We start from the raw sequence: 24,751 nt of genomic DNA, 5'->3' as shown, positions 1-24,751 counted from the left end.
TGCCCAAAACATAGGAATGAAGGTAACCGAATATAATTCAGTAAAATCCTTTATAAAAGGGGAAAAGGACATGGAGCAGCCATTAACGATGGAAAGAATGCTTCATATTATTAATGTGGGGCTCGTTAAAACGAACAATCCAAAGCAGATTATTATTGTTGGTGCAGGAATTTCAGGGTTAGTTGCAGCATCGTTATTAAAAGAAGCAGGTCATAAAGTAACGATTTTAGAGGCGAATAACCGAATAGGCGGGAGAATATATACGATTCGTGAATCGTTTAGCGATGGTTTATATTTTAATGCAGGACCAATGAGGATTCCTGAAACTCATAAGTTAACTTTAGCTTACATTCGTAAATTTAAACTACCGTTAAATCTTTTTATTAATAAAACTCCTTTAGATATCATTTATACGAATAATATTAGAACGAGACTGAGTGTGTTTGAAAACGATCCGAGTGTACTTAAATATCCAGTTTTAGAGAATGAAAAAGGAAAAACGGCAGAAGAATTAATGTTAGTGGTATTAGAACCCATACTTAATTTTATTAAAAAAGATCCTAATACAAACTGGATTATCGTAGAAAAAAAATATAAAACATACTCGCTTGGGTCATTTTTAACAGAGTATTATTCAGATGGTGCAATAGATATGATCGGGGTACTTCTTGATATGGAAGCTTATATGGGAATGTCCTTAATTGAAGTATTACGTGAAATGATTTTCTTTACTTCAACAACGAAATATTATGAAATAACTGGTGGAATGGATAAGTTATCGAATGCATTCTTACCACAATTAAGGGAACATATTTTAATGCCATATAAGGTTGATAAAATCATACAAGAAGATAATAAAGTAATGATGCAAGTAAACAACGGAGAAACGTTAAAGCGGTTTATAATTACAGGTGACAGTGCGATTGTCACCATTCCATTTTCCGCGTTACGATTCGTAGAAATCCAGCCGTATCACTTATTTTCTTATTTTAAAAGACGCGCAATCCGCGAATTAAATTATATCGCTGCGACTAAAATTGCAATACAATTTCGAAGTAGATTTTGGGAAAGAGAAGGGCAGTGCGGAGGTAAGTCTATTACCGATTTGCCTATAAGATTTACATATTATCCGAGTTATGGCATTCATACGCCGGGACCGGCTGTTATGTTGGCTAGTTATACGTGGGCGGATGAGGCTTTAACTTGGGATAGTTTACCTAATGGGGAACGTGTGCGGTATGCATTAAATAATCTAGCACAAATATATGGAAATGTAGTTTATAGTGAATTTGTTACTGGTACATCATTTAGTTGGAGTAAGAATCCGTATTCTTGTGGAGCATTTACAGCTTTTGAACCAGGGCAAGAGCTAGAGTTATTCCCATATATGACATCACCGGCAGGGAAAGTCCATTTTGCTGGTGAGCATACGACATTAACACATGGATGGATGCAAGGAGCAATTGAGTCTGGAGTTAGAGTTGCATATGAAGTAAATGAACAGTGAATCTCTTATATTTACAAATGGTCATTCTTTTAATAAAATGATAAATATAAATCGTAATTATTACGCTTTGAATACATTTGAAGTAAAGAAATGGATGGTCGGTTGAATGAATAAAGTGGAGATTCATATATTAGGTGGTTTTTTAGGTAGTGGAAAATCAACATTATTACAAAATTTATTGTTAGCAGAGAAAAAGAAGAATAGAAAAGTTGCAGTATTAATGAATGAAATTGGTGAATACTCGGTAGATACAGATATTATTGGAAAAGAGAATGTTTTAAGAGAACTTCTTAAAGGCTGTATTTGTTGTACGTTAAAAGAAGAGCTTGAAATACAATTACATTCGTTATACCAACAAGAAAGACCAGATGTAATTTATATAGAAACGACAGGTGTTGCGCATCCAATTGAAGTGTTAGACGCGTGTGTCTCACCAATTTTAGCTCCTTTCCTGGAAGTGAAATCAATTGTAGTCGTTTTAGATGCAGTAAGGTGGTTAAACCGAAGTATATTAAGTGCAAATGTACAACAGCTATTGCATGAGCAACTGAAATTTGGTAGTCATATTCTTGTTAATAAAGCAGATTTACTAACAGATGAAGATAAGAACACAGTACTTGAAGAAGTAAAGGCAATAAATGATCATGCGAAAATATATGAGACGAAGTATTGTAATATATCTTTACAAGATATAGAAGAAGCAGAATTTACAAATGATGAGGAACATGAGACACTACATGTCAAACAGCATTTACATATACAAACGATGACGTATCAATTTACGAAACCGATCGATCAAGACAAATTATATGAATGGCTTTCGAATTTACCAGATAGTATTTATCGAGTGAAAGGTTTTGTGAAATTCCATGGAGATAAATACCCTCACCTATTCCAATATTCTTTCGGAGTACCGACTTTACTAGAACAAGACTTCGGTTTCCCGACAAACTTAGTAGTAATAGGAGAAGGACTAGATAAGAAACAATTGGCTGAAGGGTTAGAGAAAGTAGAACTTAACTCTAATTAAGGGGAAAAGACTAACTTAAAAATAAGTTAGTCTTTTTGTATGGTCATTACTGAAATGAAACAGTATTTTCAATTGGATTGCAGAATATATATTGATTGTATGTCCGTTTCCATTACATAGGAAGGTGATTATATATTTGTGCCGAATGTAGAGGGTACTACAAGAGTTTTCCATTATCTATCGAATTAGTTAGTCATGATTACGGACAGGGGATTTTGGCGTGTTTGATTCTATCAGAAAGTAAAGTATGGGGAGGATCACAATGTCGATGAAAAAACGTAAGTGGCTAAAGACGATGTTTACTGGTTGTGTTCTAGGTTCATTATTAATAACGGCAGCTTGTTCAGGGAAGAAAACAAGTACAGAGGATGAAAGAACGATTAAAGTAGGGGTTCTTGCCTCATTAACAGGTCCATTAGAATCGTATGGAAAACAAACAGTGAACGGATTTGAATTAGGGTTAGACTATGCAACTGGTGGAACTGGGAAAGTAGATGGGAAAAAGATTAAGTTTGTTGTAGAAGATACAGAAACGAAAGCGGATGTAGCAGTTAAAAAAGCTACGAAGTTATTAGAAGAAGAGAAAGTTGATTTTTTAGTTGGATCGTCTAGTTCAAGTGATACGTTAGCGGTTTTACCACTGGCTGAAGAATATGAAAAGATTATGGTTGTAGAACCGGCAGTTGCGGATAGTATTACCGGGAAGAACTGGAATAAATATATTTTTAGAACTGGAAGAAGTTCCTCACAAGATGCGATTGCAGGAGCAGCAGCAATTGCGAAAAAAGATGTAAAGATTGCGACATTTGCCCCAGATAACGCTTTTGGTCGTGAAGGGATTGCTGCATTTAAAGCGGGTGCGAAAAAATTAGGTGCGAACATTGTAAATGAGCAATACGCGGATACAAATTCAACAGATTTTACAGCGAATATTCAAAATATCATTAGTTCAAAACCAGATTATTTATTTATCGTTTGGGCAGGGGCAAATTCACCTTGGAAACAGTTGAAAGATATGAATGTGGAAGCGCAAGGTATTAAAATTTCTACAGGTGCGCCAGATATACCAGCATTAAAAACAATGGATGCATTAGTAGGTATGCAAGGTTTTTCTGTATATTATCACACACTTCCAAAAAATAAAGTGAATGATTGGCTAGTTGAAGAGCATAAAAAACGTTTTAATGGTGCAGTACCAGATTTGTTTACAGCGGGAGGAATGTCAGCAGCAATTTCTATTGTAGAAGCCTTAAAGAAAACAAAAGGTGATACAGATGTAGATACCTTGATTAAGAAAATGGAAGGAATGGAATTTGATACACCGAAAGGAAAGATGAAGTTTAGAGAGAAGGACCACCAAGCGATGCAGACGCTGTATTCTATCACATTGAAAAAGCAAGATGGTGTTGATTATCCGGTGCCAGTGTTAGAGCGAGAATTAACGATGAAAGAAACAGAACCACCACTTCAAAGTAAATAGACTGAATTTTCTGTTGTTTTCTTATATAAAGAGGGGGGACCCTCTTTATATGTATTTCTTTCAAAATCACGGCTTTAAAGGGAGGGATTTCGTGACACATTTGCTAGAGACGAAAAATCTTAGCGTATCTTTTGGTGAACATCATGTTATTAAAGATGTGAATTTAACTGTCCAAAAAGGAAAGCTCATTTCTATTATCGGGCCAAACGGTGCAGGGAAGACAACATTGTTTAATTTACTAAGTGGCCAGATTTCACCCACAACAGGTGAAGTGTATTTTAAAGGGCAAGATATTACAAAACTATCGATTTCAGATCGAACACGCTTAGGAATCGGTCGCTCTTTTCAACTTACAAACATATTCCCCGAATTAACGGTACTTGAAAATGTCCGTTTAAGTGTTCAATCATTCGTACAAGATTACTATAGTTTTTTCCCGAGTCTAGCAAAATTAAAGCAACAAGTTGGAGAGGCGAGACGTTTCTTAAAAACAGTATTACTTCACGAGAAAGAGAACGTATTAGCGAAAGATTTAGCACATGGAGAGAAAAGAAAGCTAGAACTTGCGATGTTATTAGCTTTAAAAACGGATGTGTTATTACTTGATGAGCCGACGGCAGGTATTTCGGTTGAGGAAGTACCTGCTATATTACAAGTGATTGAAAATATTAAGAAACATCCAGAGAGCACAATTGTACTTATTGAACACAAAATGGATATGATATTAGGTTTGTCAGATCATCTTATCGTTTTATTTCATGGAGAGTTATTAGCTGAAGGATTGCCAGAAGAAATTATGAAAGATGAGCGTGTGCAAAGTGCTTATTTAGGGGGATTATATAGTGGCACTATTACAAGTGAATAATATAGAGACGTATTTAGATCAGTTTCATATTTTGCAAGGAGTATCTCTTGCTGTTGAGAAAGGGACAATTACTGTACTGTTTGGTAGAAACGGGGCAGGGAAAACAACGACATTACGTTCAGTTATGGGGTTTCACCGGATTGCAGATGGTGAAATTTATTATGATAGTGCAAAAGTAAGTGGATTAGCTACACATTTAATTTCAAGGAAAGGAATAGGGTATGTACCAGAAAATCAAGGTATTTTTCATGATTTGACAGTAGAAGAAACATTCGCTCTTGCTAGGGGAAAAGGTGAAGAAGTAGAAGGGAAAATAGAGTGGATGCTGGAACTATTTCCGGATTTAAAGCAGTTTTGGAATAAGAAAAGTGGGCTCTTGAGCGGAGGGCAAAAGCAAATGTTGGCTATTTCAAGAGCGTTTATTAATAGTGATGGATTATTACTTATTGATGAGCCGAGCAAAGGGCTATCCCCGATAATGGTGGAGAAATTAATGGTAGCTATTTTGAAGATGAAAGAGAAAACAACAGTTTTACTTGTTGAGCAAAATTTTATAATGGCTAGTCAAATTGGCGATTATTTTTACATTATGGATAACGGACGAATTGTTCATAACGGTTTTATGAATGAATTAAAAAAGGATAAGGAAATGTGTCATAAATATTTAGGAATCTCTTAACATGAACCCGAGGTGAAAAGGATGGATGTGTTAATAAATTTATTTGTAAATGGGATTTCAACAGGGATGCTCATTTTTTTGTTAGCATCAGGTCTTTCACTTATTTTCGGTCTAATGAGCGTTTTAAACTTTGCACACGGTGGTTTATTTGCGTGGGGAGCATTTACAGGTGTTTGGTTATTTAATATGACAGGAAGTTATATATTAGCTTTTGTTGGAGCAGTAGCTATGGGAATGTTCCTAGGATTTATTTTAGAAAGGTTTCTTATTAGACCAGTATATGGAAATCATGTTCGACAGCTGCTCGTTACGCTTGGAGGAATGCTCGTTCTTAGTGAGTGTATTAAAATATTTTGGGGGCCAAACCCTATTAGTGCAAAATTACCGTTATGGTTACAAGGAAGTTTTACATCCGGAGGTATTATATTAATTAAATACCGTCTATTTGTTATTTTGATTGGGATAATTATTTACATTGCACTACTATTATTACTCAAAAAGACGAAGATAGGTCTTATGATCCGTGCTGGTGTAATGGATAAAGAAATGGTTCAAGCGCTTGGTATTAATGTAAAAGCGATATTTTCTTTCGTCTTTTTATTAGGAGCAGGGATGGCAGCTTTGGGAGGGTTCTTATTAGCACCGTATTCGGGCGTTATTTTCGCCGAGATGGGCATGCAGTATGCAATTTTAGCTTTTATAGTAGTAATTATCGGAGGATTAGGAAGCGTACAAGGTTCAGCTCTTGCGTCTTTAATTGTCGGATTAGCTGGTGCTTTTACAGCGTATTTTATACCAGATTTATCACTTGCAATTAATATGCTAATGTTACTATTTTTCTTAATAGTAAAGCCAACTGGGCTTGTTGGTGAAAAGGGGTGAAATGGTGAACAACACATCGGACCGAATTAAAGTATACTTCGGAGTATGTATGCTAATTTGTTTAAGTGTATTTCCGTTCGTAAATGATTCACGCAGCCTGTTAATTTTGTTCACTCAAATCTTCATCTTTGCTATTTTTGCAATGAGTTTTGATGTATTGCTTGGGTATACAGGAATTGTATCGTTCGGTCATTGTATGTTCTTTGGGATAGGAGCATATGGGGTAGCGCTTTTATTTGATCGGCAAGGCGTATCAATAACGAATTTTTTAATAGGGATAGTAGCTGCAATTATTGTTTCAGCAATCGTTAGTTATATAATTGGTTTGCTTTCTTTACGGTTGAAAAGTCATTTTTATGCAATGTTAACACTTGCTATTTCACAGTTGTTTTTCGTACTTGCTGAAAAATGGCGTGGGCTTACTCACGGAGGAGATGGTTTTACATTTGGGGTACCAGAAATATTCCGTGATCGTTTTACTTTTTATTATGTATCACTTATATGTTTACTCTTCATTTTTATTCTATTACGTCTTTTTACAAAGTCTTCTATTGGGAAAGTATTAAAGGCGATTTCACAAAATGAACAACGTGTTGAAGCACTTGGATATAAAGTCCTCCATTATAAAATAATCGCAAGTGTAGTGGCAGGAATAGTAGCTGCAATTAGCGGTGGTTTATTTGTTATTACATTACGCTTTGTCAATACGACTGTATTTTCAATTGAAATGACATTAAATGCATTATTGATGACGATGATTGGAGGGGTCGGAACGTTAATTGGAGCTATTGCTGGATCTGGGATTATTGAATCACTAAAATATTATTTATCAGAACTGGCGACGGAATATCCGATTTTTGAAAGATGGACGATTATTCTAGGTTTATTGTATATTATCGTGCTACTTGTTTTTCCGAAAGGATTGGTTGGGACGGTTAAGAAATTGAAGGGTTTTAAAAGGAATAAGAAGGAGAAAAGTACAGAAGTGGAGCAAAACGTGTGAAAAATCAATTGTATTCAAAATAAAAATCCCTCTTTTAGATTCGTTAAAGAGGGATTTTTATTTTGAAAAAAGTTTGTCAACGAAGTCATTTTATTAATCAAATAGTTCATCAGGGATATGCTTTATAAAGGTTTGATTCGTAAAAAAATGAACAGCGAAATTCTCAATGGGAACATCTGCAATTATTACTAATGTATCATTTTTAATCGGTAAAAAAGCTATTCCTTTTCCATCATTAATAAACTCTTCCATAAGCGAATAAGAATCCAACTGTTGAAGTTGGCGCTGAGATAAATTGTTTTCTTTTAGGAATTGTATTGTCTTATTCCTAAAAGGGCACTTTTTGTCATTGCTAACGAAGAAAATTTCTTTTGAATAATCAATGGTACATTTTTCTTTCGCTTTTAATAAGCCTACAGAAATTGAGGTCGTGAACACTTTTTTAAACGATGCGTCAGGATAATCCTCATAAGTTATGACCATATCAACTTTTTGTTGCTGCAGTAATTTTTGCAAATGACTACTACTTTCTACATATATTTGATAATTTCTGAAGTTTTCTGCAATACGCTTACTTAAATAATTTGTCAAAATAGATTGTGACGTCGCTATTATATAAGAAGAACCACTCATTTTAATTTCATCTTTTACTTCTTCTAATAGAGTTAATATTTTATTCGTGTAATCTAATAAAATGTCACCAGCAGGTAATAAGGAAACGCCTTTGTTATCTCTATGTAGTAAAGGTGTTTCTAACTCTTGTTCTAATTTTTTAATTCGCTCAGTTACGTTCGGTTGAACATATCCTAACTCTTTAGCAGCTTTACTAATAGAACCCTCACTGGCTACAGTTTTGAATATAATAAGATCATTTATTTCCAAGTATCTCAGCCCCTTATGCACTATCATTATAAATGATACCAAACATAATTTATACCTATTTTACGTTAGCCACTTATCGATTTATCATAATGTATATAAGATTGAAAGTGAGTGATAAACATGATTGGAATGCAATATAAGGTCATTCTTCCAAAGGATTATGACATGGAGATTATTAAGAAAAGGGTAAAGGATAATGGCTATAAAACTGATGGTTTCCAAGAACTAAATTTTAAAGCTTATTTAATTACGGAAACGGAGAAAAACGGGAATTTTTATAACTGCTATGCACCTTTATATATTTGGAATGGTCATGAAGGGATGAATAAATTTATCTTTGAAGGGTATTACGATAATATTTTACAATCGTTTGGGTGGCAACAAATAAATATAGGTGTTCCGTTAGTTGTTAATCTAAGTGATGGATTTAAGAAAAGTAGATATGTTGTTGAATATGCAGGAAGTATTTCTCAAAGTAAAACGTTGATTGGGACTGAATTAAACAAGATGAATGAAAATGTACAAAACAATGAAAAGTGTTTAGGGAATGTAATCGTTTATAATCCGGATAAATGGGGATACAGTAGGTTTGAGTTTTATGAAGAGAAGCCTGATATTGTAGTGACTAAGGGTGTTACAGTATATGAGATTTTACACATTTCACGATGAAATTTTGTTGTATATTAAAATTAAGAAAAGGAATGAAAATCTATGCCTTTTGTGAAGATTTATTATCCTGAAAACATATTAAATGAGGAAAAGTTGGGGGAAATAGGTAAATGTATCCATCTTTCATTAATTGAACATTTTAACATCCCTGAAAATGATTATTTTCAAATGTTCTTACCTTATCAACAAAACAAATTTTTATATAATCCATATTATTTGTTGGAAAGAGGAGAAAAGAGAACAGAGAATATGATATATGTTTCTATTACATGTGGACCGGGAAGAACGGTGCAACAGAAAAAAGATTTGTATCAATCTGTATCCTTAAAAATCCCGCAATATTCCGACGTTAAAGTTTCGGATATTTTTATTACACTAAATGAGACAGCTGCTGAAAACTGGTCATTTGGTCAAGGAATAGCACAAATGGTGAAAATAAAGGGAGAAAAAAATGAAGAATGAACTTATTGAAGTACAGATTAAAAAGAAAATGAGAGAAATGGCACCTGCATTTGCTCATTATAGTGAAAAGATATTGTTTGAGGAAGTGTGGCGGGATGCCACTTTAACATTAAGAGAAAGAAGTTTGTGTACTGTGTCAGCACTAATCAGTCTCGGTAATACAGAACAATTACCATTTCATCTGAAGCTAGCTAAACAAAATGGGGTTATGGAGAATGAATTGGTTGCATTAATAACACATATGGCTTTTTACGTTGGTTGGCCAAAAGCTATGGCAGCTTTAAATATAGTAATGAATGAAATGAAAAGTTAAGAATAATGATAAGTAAGAATTCATGTTTATATGAATTCTTACTTATCATTATTTATGCAATACTCTATCGCTATATTTATTACATTTTCTCTTGCTTTTTTATCACTTGCGTAGTAAAGTGATGGTAAGATGAACGCTAGGAAGTGATGAAACATGCGTGATAATACGATAGGATCATTAATATGGTTACGTTTAATACGATTTACGAACCAAAGTAATCAAATGTCAAATGAGTTTTTAAAACGTTTTGATTTAACGACAGCTCAATTTGATGTGCTTTTGCAAATACGTACGTATCAACCACTAACACAAATGGAGTTAGCTGAAAAGGTAACTGTTACACAAGGTGGCATTTCTCGAATGTTAACTCGTCTTGAAAAAGAAGGATATATTGTACGAAAACAAGATTGGAAAACGAAAACAATTAGTCTTACAGAGCAAGGAGAAGCAGCTTTAGAGAGAGCCTTGCCAGAGCAACTTGCATTTCAATCTTCGTTTTTTGATGATGTATTAAATGAAGAAGAGCAGAAAATATTATACGAGCTGATGACGAAAGTTCATAAACATAGTGAAAAAAAAGAATTACCGCAAGAGTAATTTTTTTTACCTCATCAATTGACTAATCAAGTGACGAGGTAGGTAATACGGAGATATACTTGACTTACCAACGTTTTTAGAAGAAAAACTAATACTACATTATTAAAGGGGAGAGTAACTATGGAAAAATACCGTATAGATACAAGAAAAGGAATTGAGTTTGGGTTATATTCAATTGGCGATCATGTTTTAAATCCACATAATGGGGAGAAAATTACGCCAGAAAAAAGAATTCACGAACTAATTGAAACAGCTAAGTTAGCAGATGAGGCAGGGCTTGATGTGTTTGCTGTAGGCGAAAGTCATCAAACGCATTTTACAACGCAAGCTCATACAGTTATTTTAGGTGCGGTCGCGCAAGCTACGAAAAATATAAAAATTGCAAGTTCCGCAACGATATTAAGTACATCTGACCCAGTTCGAGTATATGAGGATTTCGCTACCATTGACTTGATTTCTAATGGTCGTGCTGAAATCGTAGCTGGTCGTGGATCTCGTATTGGAGGATATAGTTTACTTGGTTATGATGTGAATGATTATGAAGAGTTATTTGAAGAGAAGATGGATCTTTTATTAAAAATTAATAAAGAGGAACATGTAACATGGAATGGGCAGTTCAGAGCACCACTTGAGTATGCTTCAGTTATCCCTAGAGCTAAAAATAATAACCTGCCAATTTGGCGTGCGGTTGGTGGACCGCCAGCTAGTGCAATTAAAGCAGGACGTGCAGGTGTGCCAATGATGATAACAACACTTGGTGGTCCAGCAATTAACTTTAAAGTGTCAGTAGATGCTTACCGCGAGGCTGCTCAGCAAAGTGGATTTGATCCAGCTAGTTTACCAGTTGCGACAACGAGTTTATTTTATACGGCAAAAAATTCACAAGATGCACTTAGTGAATATTACCCTCACATTAATGCTGGTATGCTTACACTGCGCGGTGGTGGGTATCCGAAACAGCAATTTACAAATGCAATAGATTACCGTGATGCTTTAATGGTTGGTAGCCCACAACAAATCATTGAGAAAATGCTTTACCAATATGAATTGTTTGGCCAACAACGCTTTATGGCACAAATTGATTTTGGCGGTGTACCATTTGATAAAATTGAGAAAAATATTGAATTAATTGCTACTGAAATTTTACCAGCCGTTAGAAAACATACAGCAAAATAAATAAAAAAACTGGGAGTCTAATTGACTCTCAGTTTTTTATTTGTTATGGAAAAATGACAAAAAAATGAACTTTTAATCGAGGGAGAGGGAAGTTATTTTCTATTTTTGAATAACATTATTTCGAGTTTGAATTTTGGAAATACATTTTTCTCTTGACAAAAAACAAGCATTTATCAAGGGTGGATGCGAGGACATTTTTTCGGTTAAAAGTCAAGTGTATGAAGAAAAACACGATTGTTTTATAGATATAAAAGTAAGCCGTATATTGAAAAAACACATTTTACTAATGAGGAAAATCTGATTCAAAAAAATGACAAAAGACATATTTCAGACAAAATGATGTCAATAATACGTCAAAAATAACCTGAATTTACTATGTAGGTATATTATACAATTCGATTAACGAATAAAACACTACAGAAATAGTGAAAAGGTAAAAATTAGCATTGCAATAGTTTGAAAAACTGAAACTTCATATTTTTCGACAATACATACAAAATGTTTTTGTCTTTTCGTATTTCTTAATAATTGAGTTTGATAAGATTGCTCAATTAACTTTTATTATAAAAACTATGAAGGAAGTGATTTTAGTATGGAAACGCTCGAATTGGCACGAATACAGTTCGCATCAACAACGATTTTCCATTACTTTTTTGTTCCGCTGTCAATTGGTTTAGCTTTTATTATTGCGATAATGCAAACGTTGTATGTGGTAAAAGGACAAGAAGTATATAAGAAGATGGCAAAGTTTTGGACGCAATTATTCCTTATTAACTTTGCAGTAGGTGTAGTAACAGGTATTTTACAAGAATTTCAGTTTGGTATGAACTGGTCAACGTATTCACGTTTTGTAGGTGATGTATTTGGTCCCTCGCTTGCAATTGAAGGATTACTGGCATTTTTCATTGAGTCTACATTCCTAGGTTTATGGGTATTCGGTGAGGATAAATTACCGAAGCGAATTCACTTAATGTGTATTTGGCTCCTTTCAATTGGAACGATGTTATCAGCATTTTGGATTTTAACTGCAAGTGCATTTATGCAGTCACCTGTCGGGTATGAAATGGCAGCTGATGGTCGTGCACAAATGAATGATTTCTTAGCCATTATTCAAAACCCACAACTATGGGTACAATTCCCGCATACAATTACAGCAGCAATTGCAACAGGTGCATTCTTTATTGCGGGTGTAAGTGCATGGAAAATTACAAAAGGACAAGAAACTGTAGTATTTAAAAAATCTTTCCGCATTTCTATCATTGTTGGAACAATTACAACGGCGCTTGTATTATTCTTCGGTCATGCACAAGCGCAACAATTAATTAAGACACATCCAATGAAGATGGCGGCAGCTGAAGCACTATGGAATACAAGTGAGGATCCAGCGCCATTTACAGTATTTTCGAAAATTGATACAGAGAAGAAAGAAAATTCGTTTGAAATTCAAATCCCTTATATGCTAAGTCTATTATCGTATGATAAGTTTAGCGGTCAAGTTGAAGGGATGAATCAAATTCAAAAACAATATGAAGAAAAATATGGACCTGGGGATTATATTCCTCCAGTGCATACAATGTTTTGGAGTTTTAGAGCGATGGTAATGAGTGGAACATTCATGCTTCTTCTAGGAGCTTACGGATGGTTCTTATCAAGAAAAGATCGTTTAGCTGAAAAAACGTGGTATTTAAAATTAATGGTGTATGCAATTTCTCTTCCATTCATCGGTAATACAGTAGGGTGGATTATGACTGAAATGGGTCGTCAACCTTGGGTTGTATTTGGTGTAATGAAAACAGAAGATGCTGTATCACCAAATGTAACATTCGGTGAAGTATTATTCTCACTTATTTCATTCACATCAATGTATTTAATTATGGGTGGAATTTGTGTGTACTTATTTGTTCGTACCATTAAGGGCCACACAAATAAGAAAACGAAAAAGGATTATCAAAGCCATGATCCATTTGATAAGGAGGAAGAGTATGTTATCTCTTAATGAGTTATGGTTTTTAGTTATTGCAATCTTATTTGTTGGATTCTTTGTACTGGAAGGTTTCGACTTTGGGGTAGGAATGGTTTCGAGGTTTTTAGGAAAGAATGATTTTGAAAAACGAGTTTACTTAAATACAATAGGACCGTTCTGGCACGCGAATGAAGTATGGCTTGTTTGTGCTGGTGGAGCCATGTTTGCGGCATTTCCGCACTGGTATGCAACTTTATTTAGTGGTTTTTATATTCCGTTTGTATTTATGCTTCTTGCTTTAATTTTAAGAGGTGTTTCCTTTAAATTTCGTGCGAAAATAGATAATCATAAATGGAAGAGTGCGTGGGATTGGGGGATGTTTATTGGAAGTATGTTACCTCCTATCCTTTGGGGAGTTGCGATTGCAAACTTTATGGTAGGTGTACCTATTGATGAGAGTAAAAATGTTGTAGGTGGATTCCTGCAATTACTTCATCCATTTGCGTTACTTGGGGGAGTAATGTTTCTCCTACTATGTATTGTTCACGGATTACAATTTCTTACGATACGTACAACTGGTAAATTGAGAGAACGTGCACGAATTGCTGCAATAAAAATTGCACCATTTTCATTAATTACACTTCTTGTTTTTGCTGGTGTGGGGTTATGGAAAACCGACATTTTCACTGCTCATGGAACAGAATGGATTATGGTACCAATCGGAGCTTTTGTAGCACTATTAGTGTCCACTTTATTAAATAAAAGAAGAAGAGATGGTTGGGCTTTCTTTATGACGAGTTTAACAATCATTTTACTAAGTGCGAGTGTATTTATCGGTATGTTCCCACGTGTTATGATTAGCTCTTTAGGAGCAATGAATGATTTGACAATTTACAACGCAGCATCAGGAGCTTATGCATTAAAACTTATGACTTACTTTGCGATTGCTATTTTGCCTTTCGTTATCGGAAGTCAAATATGGAGTTATTATGTATTTAGACAACCTGTTAAGTCAGACAACGATTTGGAGTACTAATGAAAAGAAAAAGAGGACTTCCGTCTTATCCCGGTAGCCGTATTTTATATGTAGCGTTAACGATTATTAGTATTTTAGAAGCTTTTAGTATTATTGCGCAAACAATCTTTTTAGCACGAGCTATTACGTTTTTATTTCATGGAGAGACAGTACAAACAATATTAAGTGAAATTGTTTATTTTGGTATCGCGTTTGCAGCGCGTAACATAGTAGTTCGAACATCACAAATATTAGTGGAACGTTTTGCCGAAAAAACAGGGTCGTTATTAAGAAAACAATTGATAGAGGCATATTTCACATTAGGTCCAAGGTATGTTCAAACTGTTGGAACGGGTCATCTGGTTACCTTATCAATTGAGGGGATTGAGAAATTTAAAACATATATTGAATTAACGATTCCTAAAATGATTAGAAGTAGTATCGTTCCAGGTCTAATTGTACTATATGTTTTTACGCTAGATATTGAGTCTGGAATCATTTTAGTTGTAACGATTCCTATCGTGATTATATTTATGATTCTTCTCGGATTAGCAGCGCAAAAAATGGCAGATAGTCAGTATGAGATATATCGTGTACTTTCGAACCATTTTGTAGATACGTTAAAAGGTTTAGAAACATTAAAGTATTTAGGGAAAAGTGAACAGCACGAAGGAAAGATTGAAAAAGTAAGTAAAAGATATAGAAAAGCAACGATGCGTACTTTGCGAGTTGCTTTTCTTTCTTCTTTTGCATTAGATTTCTTTACGAGTTTATCAATCGCGTTTGTGGCAGTTGGATTAGGGATACGTTTAATAGATGGAACGATTATACTATTACCAGCCCTTACAATTTTGATTTTAGCTCCGGAATATTTTCTGCCGATTAAACAAGTGGGAGCAAATTATCATGCGACATTAGATGGACAAATTGCGATGGAGCAAATAGAAGAGATTTTGCAACAACAAAAAGGAATACAAAAGAAAGATTTAAATGAAGATATAGTATGGAATGCCTCTAGTAGCTTGAAATTACAAGATATCAAAGTTAATAATACTGAATCTGAGAAGGCTATATTAGAAAGGATTAATTTTACTTGGGAAGGTAACGGTGCTATTGGTGTTATTGGTGAAAGTGGTGCGGGGAAATCGACGTTAATCGACGTATTAGCCGGGTTTTTATCTCCTTCGAGTGGAAAGATTTTAGTAAATGGTGTAGAAGTTGATGGATCTACTCGTGAAGATTGGCAAAAAAATATTGCTTACATTCCGCAGCAACCTTATATTTTTCCGCTTTCATTAAAGGATAACATTCGTTTTTATGAAACAAAAGCAACAGATGAAGAAGTTGAAAGAGTTATTAATGAAGTCGGCCTTCGTTCACTCGTTACATCACTTCCAAATGGGATGCACGAAAGAATTGGAGAAGGTGGACGTATGCTAAGTGGCGGACAAGAACAGCGTGTTGCTATGGCGCGTGCACTTTTAAGTAAAAAACCAATCATTTTATTAGATGAGCCTACGGCACATCTTGATATTGAAACCGAATTTGAAATAAAGCAAGCGATGTTACGTCTATTTAATGGAAAGTTAGTATTTTTAGCAACTCACCGTCTACATTGGATGAAACAAATGGACCATATCCTTATTTTAAATAAAGGGGAAATGAAAGAAAGTGGGACGTATGAAGAACTTTTAGAGAGTGAGACATTACATTTTCATAGGGAAGAGAGGGGAGAGAAATGAGTAACTGGGTTAAACCTTATATAAAACAAAATAAAGGTAGAATGACTTTAACTATTTTCCTTGGTCTTCTTGGAGTTAGTTCAGGAGCGATGTTACTTTTTATTTCAGGTTATTTAATCTCAAAATCTGCCCTTAGACCGGAAAATGTAATGGCTGTATATGTTCCTATTGTTGCAACAAGAGCGTTTAGTATAGGGCAAGCTGTGTTTCATTATATAGAGCGCTTAGTCGGACATGATGTCGTACTACGTATATTAGAAAAAATGAGAACGAAGCTATATAGAATAGTAGAACCACAGGCGTTATTTTTCCGTTCTCGATTTCAAACGGGTGATATGTTAGGAGTGTTATCCGAAGATATAGAGCATTTGCAAAACCTATATTTACGTACAATATTTCCTAGTATATTAGCGCTAGTTGTTTATAGTATCTTCGTACTTGTTATCGGTGCATTTGACCTTGTGTTTGCATTTATTGTAGGTTGTATGTTAGCTATTATCGTGTTTCTTCTTCCATTTGTATCATTACTTTTGATGAAGAAACACCATGTTACTTTAAAGCAAGGCAGAAGCCGTTTGTATCAACAACTGACGGATGCTGTTTTTGGATTATCTGATTGGCAGGCAAGTGGTCGTAAAGGTGAATTTATTAATGAGTATGTAAAACAAAATGATCAGTTGTTAAAAATCGAAAAGAGAGTGAAACGCTGGTATCATATTCGGGACAGTATCATTCAATTAGTAGTAGGTATTGTAGTTATTTCGATGATTATATGGACTGGAAATGAAGCGGCAAGTGAGCAAATTGCTCCTACAGTTATCGCAGCTTTCGTATTAATGACTTTATCTGTAACGAATGCGCTTATTCCTATTGCAGATGCCATCGATCGAATCCCGTCGTATGTAGAATCTACCCATCGTCTTAATGGCGTAGAAAGTGATAGTGTTTTACATGATAAAATGGATTTGTATGGAGATAATGATTACGTTGAACCAAGACATGTAGATATTGAACTGAATCACGTATCGTATAGTTATCCAGATAGTAATGAGATTGTATTAAAAGACGTATCATTACAAATAAAAGCAGGGAAGAAAATTGCTATTTTAGGCAGAAGTGGGACAGGGAAATCTACTTTACTAAAATTGTTAACAGGGGCGTTAAGCCCAGTAAACGGCCAAGTTGTATTGAATGGTGAACGAGCTCATACGAATCTTTTATCTAAATATATTTCTGTATTAAATCAAAAGCCCCATTTGTTTGATACGACAATTGGAAATAATGTACGAATTGGCAAACCAGAGGCGACGGATGAAGAGATATGGAAAGCTTTAGAGAAAGCACAATTAGCTTCACATATTACTTCTCTTCCGGACGGATTACAAACAAAAATGCATGAAATGGGAAAGCGGTTTTCTGGTGGTGAAAGACAAAGGGTTGCTTTTGCTAGAACTCTTATGCAAGAAACACCCATCATTGTACTTGATGAACCGACTATCGGTTTAGATCCGAAAACAGAATTGTCTTTAATTGAAACAATGTTTTCTGCAACGGAAGAAAAGACGGTTATTTGGATTACGCACCATCTTGTAGGAATAGAACATGTAGACGAAGTTATATTCCTTGATCGTGGCCAAATTGTCATGCAAGGTAGTCATAAACAACTTTTGAAAGAAAATGAAAAGTATCGTAAACTTTATGAGTTAGATAAAGGAATATGATTTGAATAAGCAATAATTGTAAAAATAGCTACGCCTAATGGTGGAGCTATTTTTTTGTTAGATTGCAGGTGTATATGATTGTTACGAATTAAAAATGAATTTCATATTATACATATAATGGAGGGGATGCACATGAAGGAGCAGTATAAAATCATTGTTTTAAGTGATGAATTATCCGGGGAGAGGATTCGAAATACATTAGACAAAAATAAATGTAAAACAATAGTTCATGTTGTAGACGTTTCAGATGTTGTTCGAATAGAAAATTCTTTTCAATATATAGTCATTTGGAGAGTGGACGCAGAAAAACTTACAAATGACTTGATAAATAGGGGCGTGCAAAGTTCAAAAATTATTAATTTAACAAAATACATGTATGAATGGAAGGATAAATTAATTTCTATCTATCAAATAAATCCAGAGCTTATGTCTTTATACATTTCTATGAAAAAAGCAAAGAGTGATCCGACGTATGAATTGTTTGCTACCGGTTTGTCTTATCCGCATTGTGGCATAAGTACGGAGCTCCTCTCAAAAAAGTCAATAAAATTAACACTTCCATCGCAAGATCTATACTATGATTATTTAATAGCGTCACAACTTCTATCAAACACTCATTCATTTCAATATTGTTTAATAGGAATAGCCTATTTCTCGTTTTTCTTTGATATGTCGTTATCATCTGAATCATATAGAATTCACAAAGTATATTATCCATTGTTTCAAGATGGTCATCATACTGTAGTTCATTCTCCTCTACCCACTGATGGATTCTCACATCTAAATACTCCGAAACCACTTCTTTCTATTTTTAATTTGCATTTTGAATATATTTTATTAGATGAACTAAAAGATGAATCATTGGTACTGCCTTGGATAAATGCTGAATGGAATACTACTCCTCTTTACATTCCTTTTGAAGAACACGGGAAAATAAGAGCAGCTTCACACGCTAAATTGGCGTATCCTCATACTTTAGTTGAAAATAAAATGATTTTTAAGAAATATTTAGAATTACTATTAAAAAACGATATAAAGCCATTAATTGTTGTATTCCCTGTTACTTCACATTATTTCAATTGTAGTAGTAAGAAATTAAAAGAAGATTTTTATAAAGTTATAAATGAGTTTCAAACTCAATATTCTTTTCAAATCATAGATCTATTTGATTCGCCATTATTTTGTGAGGATGATTTTTATGATAGTGATCATATGAATAAAAAAGGTGCAAATAAAATGTCCGCGTTATTAAATATGTTTATTCAGGAACGAAAAGTATGATATTTTGTTTCATGTTTGCATAAAAGTATATAGGCTCCATACAGTTAAAGTAATGTGATTTTTGTGTCGCGTATATAAATAATATGCGAAGAGGTGAGAGAGTTAAAATGAGAACTCGTATTGAAAGAATTGAAGAGGTCGTAGAGCAACTTCCGTTGGTAAGTGTGTTAATTCCTACGTATAATCGTCCTTGCTACTTTGAAAAGGCGTTATGTAGTGTGTTAGAACAAACGTACCCTAATATAGAAATTATAGTTGGAGATGACAGCACGAATGACGAAACAGAAAAGGTGTTACAAAAATATTTATGTGATCATTTAAATATTATTTATATAAAAAACAGATCAACTCTCGGACAATTTGAAAATGCGCTAATGTTATTTCATGAAGCGAACGGTGAGTATATAAATTTTTTAATGGATGATGATATATTTCATGTGAATAAAATTGAAAAGATGATGAAGTATTTTTTCAATGATCTAGATAATGAAATTAAGCTAGTAACATCTCATCGTCAAGTAATTGATGATAAAGGGAAAGAACTACGACATATTTATTCAACTGTCCGTTTATTTGAAGAGGATACGATTATAGAGGGAATAGAATTAGGAAATAAGGTAATTGTGGATCAAAAAAATTATATTGGAGAACCAACAACAGTTTTATTTCGTAAAAATGAGTTACAAGAACCGTATGGGATTTTTGATAAGAGGCGGTATTTATGTAATGTAGATATAGCTTCATGGTTATCTTTATTAAGTGAAGGAAAAGCAGTATATATAGCAGAGACACTTAGTTACTTTCGATTACATCCAGATCAACAGTTAAATGAATCTAATAAAATGATGGATGGGTTAGAAGATTTTTCACACAGTATTATAGCGGGAGAAAAATATGGTTTCTTATCCAACGAAAAAGATTTAGACAAAGCGATAACTAATTTTCTAGATTATGCAAGAAGGATAGTTCCATCATCGATATTATATACATTAGACTATTACCAAAAAATTAGAGGAAAGAAAATAAATATAGAAAAGAAAAAACAGCATATAAATAATAATTCTTCTTTACCGAAAGTAAGTATACTTATTCCTGCATACAATAGACCTTATTACTTGGAATTAGCGCTCAACAGTGCTCTGAATCAAACATATGAAAATATAGAAATTATTATTTCTGACGACAGTACAAATAATGAAGTCAATGTTATGATTCAACCGTACTTACGTGAATATGAGTGTATTACATATGTTAAAAATGAAACGCCATTAGTTGCCGAAAACTTTAATAAGTGTATAGAACTTGCGAATGGGGATTATATAAACTTTTTATTAGATGATGACTTATTTCATCATGAAAAGATCGAGAGAATGATGAAATACTTTTTGGCATTAGAAAACATTTCATTTGTGACGTCATATCGTGAACTGATTGATGAGAATGGAGAGATATTACCACCGTCAACATTGAATATGAAAATCGCGAAAGAAACAACACTTTTTGAAGGAAAAGAATTAGGGAATTATATGTTAAAAAACTTAAAAAATATAGTTGGTGAGCCGACAACTGTTTTGTTTAATCGGGATTTGTTTGAAGGTAAGTTTGGGTATTTTAAAGGAAAGGCTTATTCTGCTATTAATGATATTGCAACTTGGATAGATATGATGAGAAAAGGAAAAGTAGTTTATATACAAGAACCTCTTAGTTATTTTAGACAACATAGTGGACAAAATCAAAAACAAATGCATTTTATGTTAATGACAATTGAAGAGTGGATTGAATTAATTATAGATGCATATAATAGTGGATTTTTAAGTTTTGAAAGTGAGTATAAAGAGAGTTTATCTTATTGTTTAGAAAATGCGGGATTTATAGTTAAGGATGCAGTAAGAAATGGCGAAATAGATCAAATTTATAATGAAAAGATAAAAAAAGGGTTACACAAATTAGTTTCTCACATGTTTGAGAAAGAATTTTGTTATTGTCAATATTGCAATCAACAATTTGAAAAATTTTCACCTTGGCCAGCACATTATGATTTTCCGAAATATAAATTTGAGATGTGGAATAAAGATACAGGGATATGTCCAGTTTGTAATTCGATGGATCGTGAAAGATTGTATCGTACATACATTGAAACGGAAACAGACTTGTTAAATAGAAACTATACTATGCTTCATATTGCACCTGAAGCGAAGTTAAGAGATTGGTTTAACGAGTATAAAAATATTACGTATGTATGTGGTGACTTAGAACCAAAGGATCCATTAATGAAGGAAATTGATGTTACAAGGATTACATATGATAGTAATACTTTTGATGTAATATTATGTAGCCATGTGTTAGAACACGTTCCTGATGATGACAAAGCAATGCGAGAGTTATATAGAGTGTTAAAGCCAAATGGATGGGGAATTATTCAAGTACCAATCGTAATGAATGTAGATTTTATTGTAGAGAATGAATTAATTGTAACACCACAATTGAGGAAATTAGCTTTTGGTCAAGAAGATCATGTGAGAATTTATAATCAATCGGGATTTATTCAACGATTAATGAATGCAGGATTTAAGGTGGAATTATATAACATAGCGGAAAAACAAGGAATGAAAAGTGCTAGGAAATTTGGATTATCTGAAACAGATATGCTCTATATTGTCCGAAAATGATAGAAAGGAATAGATAGATATGGAGAATATTCCTTTTTTACGTGCTTCAACTGTACCTGTAATTGAGTATTTGGACGAATTGAAGGAAATTGATACATCTCACATATATACGAATTATGGACCTATAAATCAACGTTTTGAGGAAACAATTATGTCGGCATTTTTTCAAAACAGGGGAGCTGTTACAACAGTAGCAAATGCAACGTTAGGGTTAATGGCGGCTATTCAACTAAAGAAAAGAAGAAAGGGAAAGTATGCTCTTATGCCTAGTTTTACATTCCCTGCGACTGTCTTAGCGGCTATTTGGTGTGGATTGGAACCTTATTTTATTGATATTTCAATCGATGATTGGTATATGGATAAAACCGTACTTTTGGATAAGATAGAAGAATTAAAAGAAGAGGTTGCGATTGTTGTCCCGTACGCAACTTTTGGATCATGGATGGACTTAGAAGAATATGAAGAATTAGAGAAAATCGGGGTTCCGGTTGTCGTAGATGCGGCACCGGGATTTGGATTAATGAATAGTGGTATGCATTACGGTCAGGATTTTAGTGGAATGATCGTATATAGCTTTCATGCAACAAAGCCTTTCGGAATTGGTGAAGGAGGGCTCATATATAGTAAAAACGAAGAAGATATACAACGTATTAAAAGAATGGGGAATTTCGGATTTGATAAAAATCGTGAATGCACGATGATGGGGTTTAATTGTAAAATGTCTGAATACGCAGCAGCTATTGGGATAGCGACTATAAAAAGATGGGATCAAAAATTAAAAGAACGCACCCGTATTTCTGAATGGTATAAACAGTTATTGCAAAGTACTGGGTTAATGAAAAAAGGGTGGGAAGTCCAAAAGACAGAAGCGGTTATTCATCAATTTATGCCTATCATTTGTCCAGAAGAAGTTCACAACATACAAGTAATAGAAGAACTGAAAAAACAGAAAATAGAAGCTAGATTATACTTTTCACCATCTTGCCACCAACAAGTTCTTTTTAGAAAATATAAGTCTACAGATTTAACAAAAACGAATAAAATAGCAAAACGAATTGTAAGTTTACCTTTATGGGAAGGAATGACGAAAGAACTAGTAGAGCAAATTGTAATCTGTTTAGAGCAGAAGGTGGTGTTGGTAGATGAATAGTTTTTATAGTCAAGAAGAACTAAAGAAAATTGGATTTTTATCTGTTGGGAAAAATGTATTGGTTAGTAAAAAAGCAAGTATATATAATCCGGGTGCTATATCAGTTGGCAATAATGTAAGAATTGATGACTTTTGCATTTTAAGTGGCAAAATCACAATTGGAAGTTATTCGCACATCTCGGCGTATACAGCGTTATATGGAGGGGAAATTGGGATTGAAATGCATGACTTTGCAAACATTTCAGCTAAAACAATCGTATATGCAGTACTTGATGATTTCAGTGGAAATACATTAATGGGGCCAACCGTCCCGAATCAATATAGGAATGTGAAAGTAGGAAAAGTTATTTTTAAAAAACATGTGATTATTGGTGCTAATTCTATTATTTTTCCAAATGTAACTGTAGGAGAAGGTACGGCAGTCGGCGCGATGAGTATGGTAAAAGAGAGTTTAGATGATTGGTATATTTACGCTGGAGTTCCCGTAAGGAAAGTAAAACCTCGTCAAAAAAAGATGCTAGAGTTGGAAATTGATTTTTTAAAAAGCATTCATTCTTAATAAAAAAGAATGAATGCTTTTTATTTTTATCCCGCTATTTGCCGGGCAGTAAGACTTCACCTCAAAATTCAGCGAAAGCAAAGAAATTAGGTGGGAGCTGATTAAAGTTTCACTTTATGATAGAGCAGAGTGTATCTTAACTTATTATGTTTTAAATTTTGCTGACCAAGGCAATACTGAGCCATAGTGAATGTAAAGTTGGAGGGCGAGCGTATATGTTTGATGAGGATGGGATTGTTTTAATTATGGAACCAGCTGATGAAAGAAACTTGAGGAGATTTATTTTTTCAGTGCCACAGTCAGTGTATGAAAAGAAGGGGATTACATTACACTATGGAGCAGCTATAGGACAAGGATATATGGATATAATTGAAGATATTATAAGCGTACATATAGAAATAGATGTTGTAACAATAATAGGGCATGTAAGAGTATAAATAGCTATTTGAAAAAAGGTTGTAAGCAATTTAGCTAGAAGTTATGATAGAGAAAATTATAGACAATTATAAAGACGAAGGGAGTCTGAAATGAAAATAAAATCAATTTTATTAGTATTTATAGTTTCAATTGGTTTAATGGGATGTTCAATAGTGGAGGAAGGAAAGAACTCCATAGATTATGCTCAAAAGGCGACAGACTATGTAAATGAAATAAGCGCATTTGCAAATGAAGCACCGGCATTAGCAGAGAAAGCTATTAACGATGGGACAGCTCGAAAAGAATTAGAAACGAAGCTGAATGAAATTAAACAAGATATACCAGCTTTCAATGAATTAACGCCACCAGATGTAGCGAAGGATCTTCATCAACAAATCGTTGGATATAATGAAAAGCTAAATTCGTTAATTGATACGTCTATGAAAAAGATAGAGGAAGGAAAAATGGACGTAGAGCAATTTAAAAACTCAGAGCTCATGCAGACGATAGATCAAGTTCGTGATTTGAAAGATAAGGTGCAAAATTTAGGTCAATAACAAAAAGCTCCGTTTGTAACATGAAGTGAACCCGAATAGTGGTACATGAAAAAAACACCTCCTGAATTCGCATACTAAGTATGCAAATTCAATGGAGGTGTTTTTGGTTTGAAGACAAGAGTTCATTACCCA

General features: G+C 33.9%; 23 protein-coding genes. 22 read left to right on the top strand and 1 reads right to left on the bottom strand.

The window, feature by feature from the left end:
- Positions 1-70: 70 nt before the first annotated feature.
- The 7 genes from MR170_RS02230 to MR170_RS02200 all read left to right on the top strand — a co-directional run bounded on the left by MR170_RS02230 (position 71) and on the right by MR170_RS02200 (position 7,446).
- Positions 71-1,507, top strand: a complete 1,437-nt coding sequence (locus MR170_RS02230; RefSeq protein WP_016082028.1) for a flavin monoamine oxidase family protein — start codon at positions 71-73, stop codon at positions 1,505-1,507.
- 106 nt (positions 1,508-1,613) lie between these two features.
- Positions 1,614-2,537 carry a CobW family GTP-binding protein gene (locus MR170_RS02225; RefSeq protein WP_029442016.1) on the top strand — a complete coding sequence of 308 codons (924 nt, stop codon included), beginning with the start codon at positions 1,614-1,616 and terminating at the stop codon, positions 2,535-2,537.
- Between the two features lie 262 nt (positions 2,538-2,799).
- On the top strand, positions 2,800-4,017 hold the full coding sequence (locus tag MR170_RS02220) for a substrate-binding domain-containing protein (RefSeq protein ID WP_242307004.1): 1,218 nt from the start codon (positions 2,800-2,802) through the stop codon (positions 4,015-4,017).
- Between the two features lie 91 nt (positions 4,018-4,108).
- The gene (locus tag MR170_RS02215) at positions 4,109-4,882 is read left to right on the top strand and encodes an ABC transporter ATP-binding protein (protein WP_029442018.1); all 774 of its coding nucleotides are present in this window, start codon (positions 4,109-4,111) and stop codon (positions 4,880-4,882) included.
- The gene (locus MR170_RS02210; protein WP_029442019.1) at positions 4,860-5,561 is read left to right on the top strand and encodes an ABC transporter ATP-binding protein; all 702 of its coding nucleotides are present in this window, start codon (positions 4,860-4,862) and stop codon (positions 5,559-5,561) included. Before MR170_RS02215 ends, MR170_RS02210 begins: the two co-directional genes overlap by 23 nt.
- A gap of 21 nt (positions 5,562-5,582) precedes the next feature.
- Positions 5,583-6,443 (top strand): branched-chain amino acid ABC transporter permease, encoded by an 861-nt coding sequence (locus MR170_RS02205; protein WP_242307003.1) that lies wholly within the window; start codon positions 5,583-5,585, stop codon positions 6,441-6,443.
- 49 nt (positions 6,444-6,492) lie between these two features.
- A complete protein-coding gene (locus tag MR170_RS02200; RefSeq protein ID WP_016082023.1) occupies positions 6,493-7,446 on the top strand; it encodes a branched-chain amino acid ABC transporter permease in 954 nt (317 codons plus the stop codon).
- 93 nt (positions 7,447-7,539) lie between these two features.
- Here MR170_RS02200 and MR170_RS02195 read toward each other — a convergent pair whose 3' ends face one another.
- Positions 7,540-8,328 carry a LysR family transcriptional regulator gene (locus MR170_RS02195; RefSeq protein WP_029442020.1) on the bottom strand — a complete coding sequence of 263 codons (789 nt, stop codon included), beginning with the start codon at positions 8,326-8,328 and terminating at the stop codon, positions 7,540-7,542.
- A gap of 120 nt (positions 8,329-8,448) precedes the next feature.
- Between MR170_RS02195 and MR170_RS02190 the strand changes: the two genes are divergently transcribed.
- The 15 genes from MR170_RS02190 to MR170_RS02120 all read left to right on the top strand — a co-directional run bounded on the left by MR170_RS02190 (position 8,449) and on the right by MR170_RS02120 (position 24,619).
- Positions 8,449-8,997 (top strand): DUF4865 family protein, encoded by a 549-nt coding sequence (locus MR170_RS02190; protein WP_088115746.1) that lies wholly within the window; start codon positions 8,449-8,451, stop codon positions 8,995-8,997.
- Positions 8,998-9,039: 42 nt separating this feature from the next.
- The gene (locus tag MR170_RS02185; protein WP_016082020.1) at positions 9,040-9,459 is read left to right on the top strand and encodes a tautomerase family protein; all 420 of its coding nucleotides are present in this window, start codon (positions 9,040-9,042) and stop codon (positions 9,457-9,459) included.
- Positions 9,449-9,772, top strand: a complete 324-nt coding sequence (locus MR170_RS02180) for a carboxymuconolactone decarboxylase family protein (protein ID WP_016082019.1) — start codon at positions 9,449-9,451, stop codon at positions 9,770-9,772. Before MR170_RS02185 ends, MR170_RS02180 begins: the two co-directional genes overlap by 11 nt.
- A 153-nt stretch (positions 9,773-9,925) precedes the next feature.
- Positions 9,926-10,369 carry a MarR family winged helix-turn-helix transcriptional regulator gene (locus MR170_RS02175; protein WP_001205523.1) on the top strand — a complete coding sequence of 148 codons (444 nt, stop codon included), beginning with the start codon at positions 9,926-9,928 and terminating at the stop codon, positions 10,367-10,369.
- Positions 10,370-10,489: 120 nt separating this feature from the next.
- On the top strand, positions 10,490-11,545 hold the full coding sequence (locus MR170_RS02170; RefSeq protein ID WP_098630041.1) for an LLM class flavin-dependent oxidoreductase: 1,056 nt from the start codon (positions 10,490-10,492) through the stop codon (positions 11,543-11,545).
- A 592-nt stretch (positions 11,546-12,137) separates the two neighbouring features.
- The gene (cydA, locus tag MR170_RS02165; protein ID WP_000448870.1) at positions 12,138-13,541 is read left to right on the top strand and encodes a cytochrome ubiquinol oxidase subunit I; all 1,404 of its coding nucleotides are present in this window, start codon (positions 12,138-12,140) and stop codon (positions 13,539-13,541) included.
- Positions 13,528-14,544: a cytochrome d ubiquinol oxidase subunit II gene (gene cydB, locus MR170_RS02160; protein ID WP_000950083.1), complete on the top strand. Its 1,017-nt coding sequence runs from the start codon at positions 13,528-13,530 to the stop codon at positions 14,542-14,544. Before cydA ends, cydB begins: the two co-directional genes overlap by 14 nt.
- On the top strand, positions 14,544-16,265 hold the full coding sequence (gene cydD / locus MR170_RS02155) for a thiol reductant ABC exporter subunit CydD (protein WP_242307001.1): 1,722 nt from the start codon (positions 14,544-14,546) through the stop codon (positions 16,263-16,265). Before cydB ends, cydD begins: the two co-directional genes overlap by 1 nt.
- Positions 16,262-17,986 carry a thiol reductant ABC exporter subunit CydC gene (cydC, locus tag MR170_RS02150; RefSeq protein ID WP_048563982.1) on the top strand — a complete coding sequence of 575 codons (1,725 nt, stop codon included), beginning with the start codon at positions 16,262-16,264 and terminating at the stop codon, positions 17,984-17,986. Before cydD ends, cydC begins: the two co-directional genes overlap by 4 nt.
- Positions 17,987-18,118: 132 nt before the next feature.
- Positions 18,119-19,267, top strand: a complete 1,149-nt coding sequence (locus MR170_RS02145) for a hypothetical protein (protein WP_029442027.1) — start codon at positions 18,119-18,121, stop codon at positions 19,265-19,267.
- Positions 19,268-19,374: 107 nt separating this feature from the next.
- On the top strand, positions 19,375-21,936 hold the full coding sequence (locus MR170_RS02140) for a glycosyltransferase (protein ID WP_242307000.1): 2,562 nt from the start codon (positions 19,375-19,377) through the stop codon (positions 21,934-21,936).
- 19 nt (positions 21,937-21,955) lie between these two features.
- A complete protein-coding gene (locus tag MR170_RS02135; protein ID WP_029442029.1) occupies positions 21,956-23,086 on the top strand; it encodes a DegT/DnrJ/EryC1/StrS aminotransferase family protein in 1,131 nt (376 codons plus the stop codon).
- Positions 23,079-23,645, top strand: a complete 567-nt coding sequence (locus tag MR170_RS02130) for an acyltransferase (RefSeq protein WP_029442030.1) — start codon at positions 23,079-23,081, stop codon at positions 23,643-23,645. The genes MR170_RS02135 and MR170_RS02130 overlap by 8 nt, the downstream gene beginning before the upstream one ends.
- Before the next feature lie 215 nt (positions 23,646-23,860).
- On the top strand, positions 23,861-24,082 hold the full coding sequence (locus MR170_RS02125; RefSeq protein WP_000459105.1) for a hypothetical protein: 222 nt from the start codon (positions 23,861-23,863) through the stop codon (positions 24,080-24,082).
- A gap of 90 nt (positions 24,083-24,172) precedes the next feature.
- Positions 24,173-24,619, top strand: coding sequence for a DUF6376 family protein (locus MR170_RS02120; protein ID WP_000695205.1), 447 nt, complete (start codon positions 24,173-24,175; stop codon positions 24,617-24,619).
- The last annotated feature ends 132 nt before the right edge of the window (positions 24,620-24,751 follow it).

This window comes from Bacillus cereus group sp. BfR-BA-01524, from assembly GCF_022662595.1.
Classification (GTDB): Bacteria; Bacillota; Bacilli; order Bacillales; family Bacillaceae_G; genus Bacillus_A; species Bacillus_A thuringiensis_S.
The sequence above is the reverse complement of the archived record's forward strand: the minus strand, read 5'-3'. Positions and strand labels throughout refer to the sequence as shown.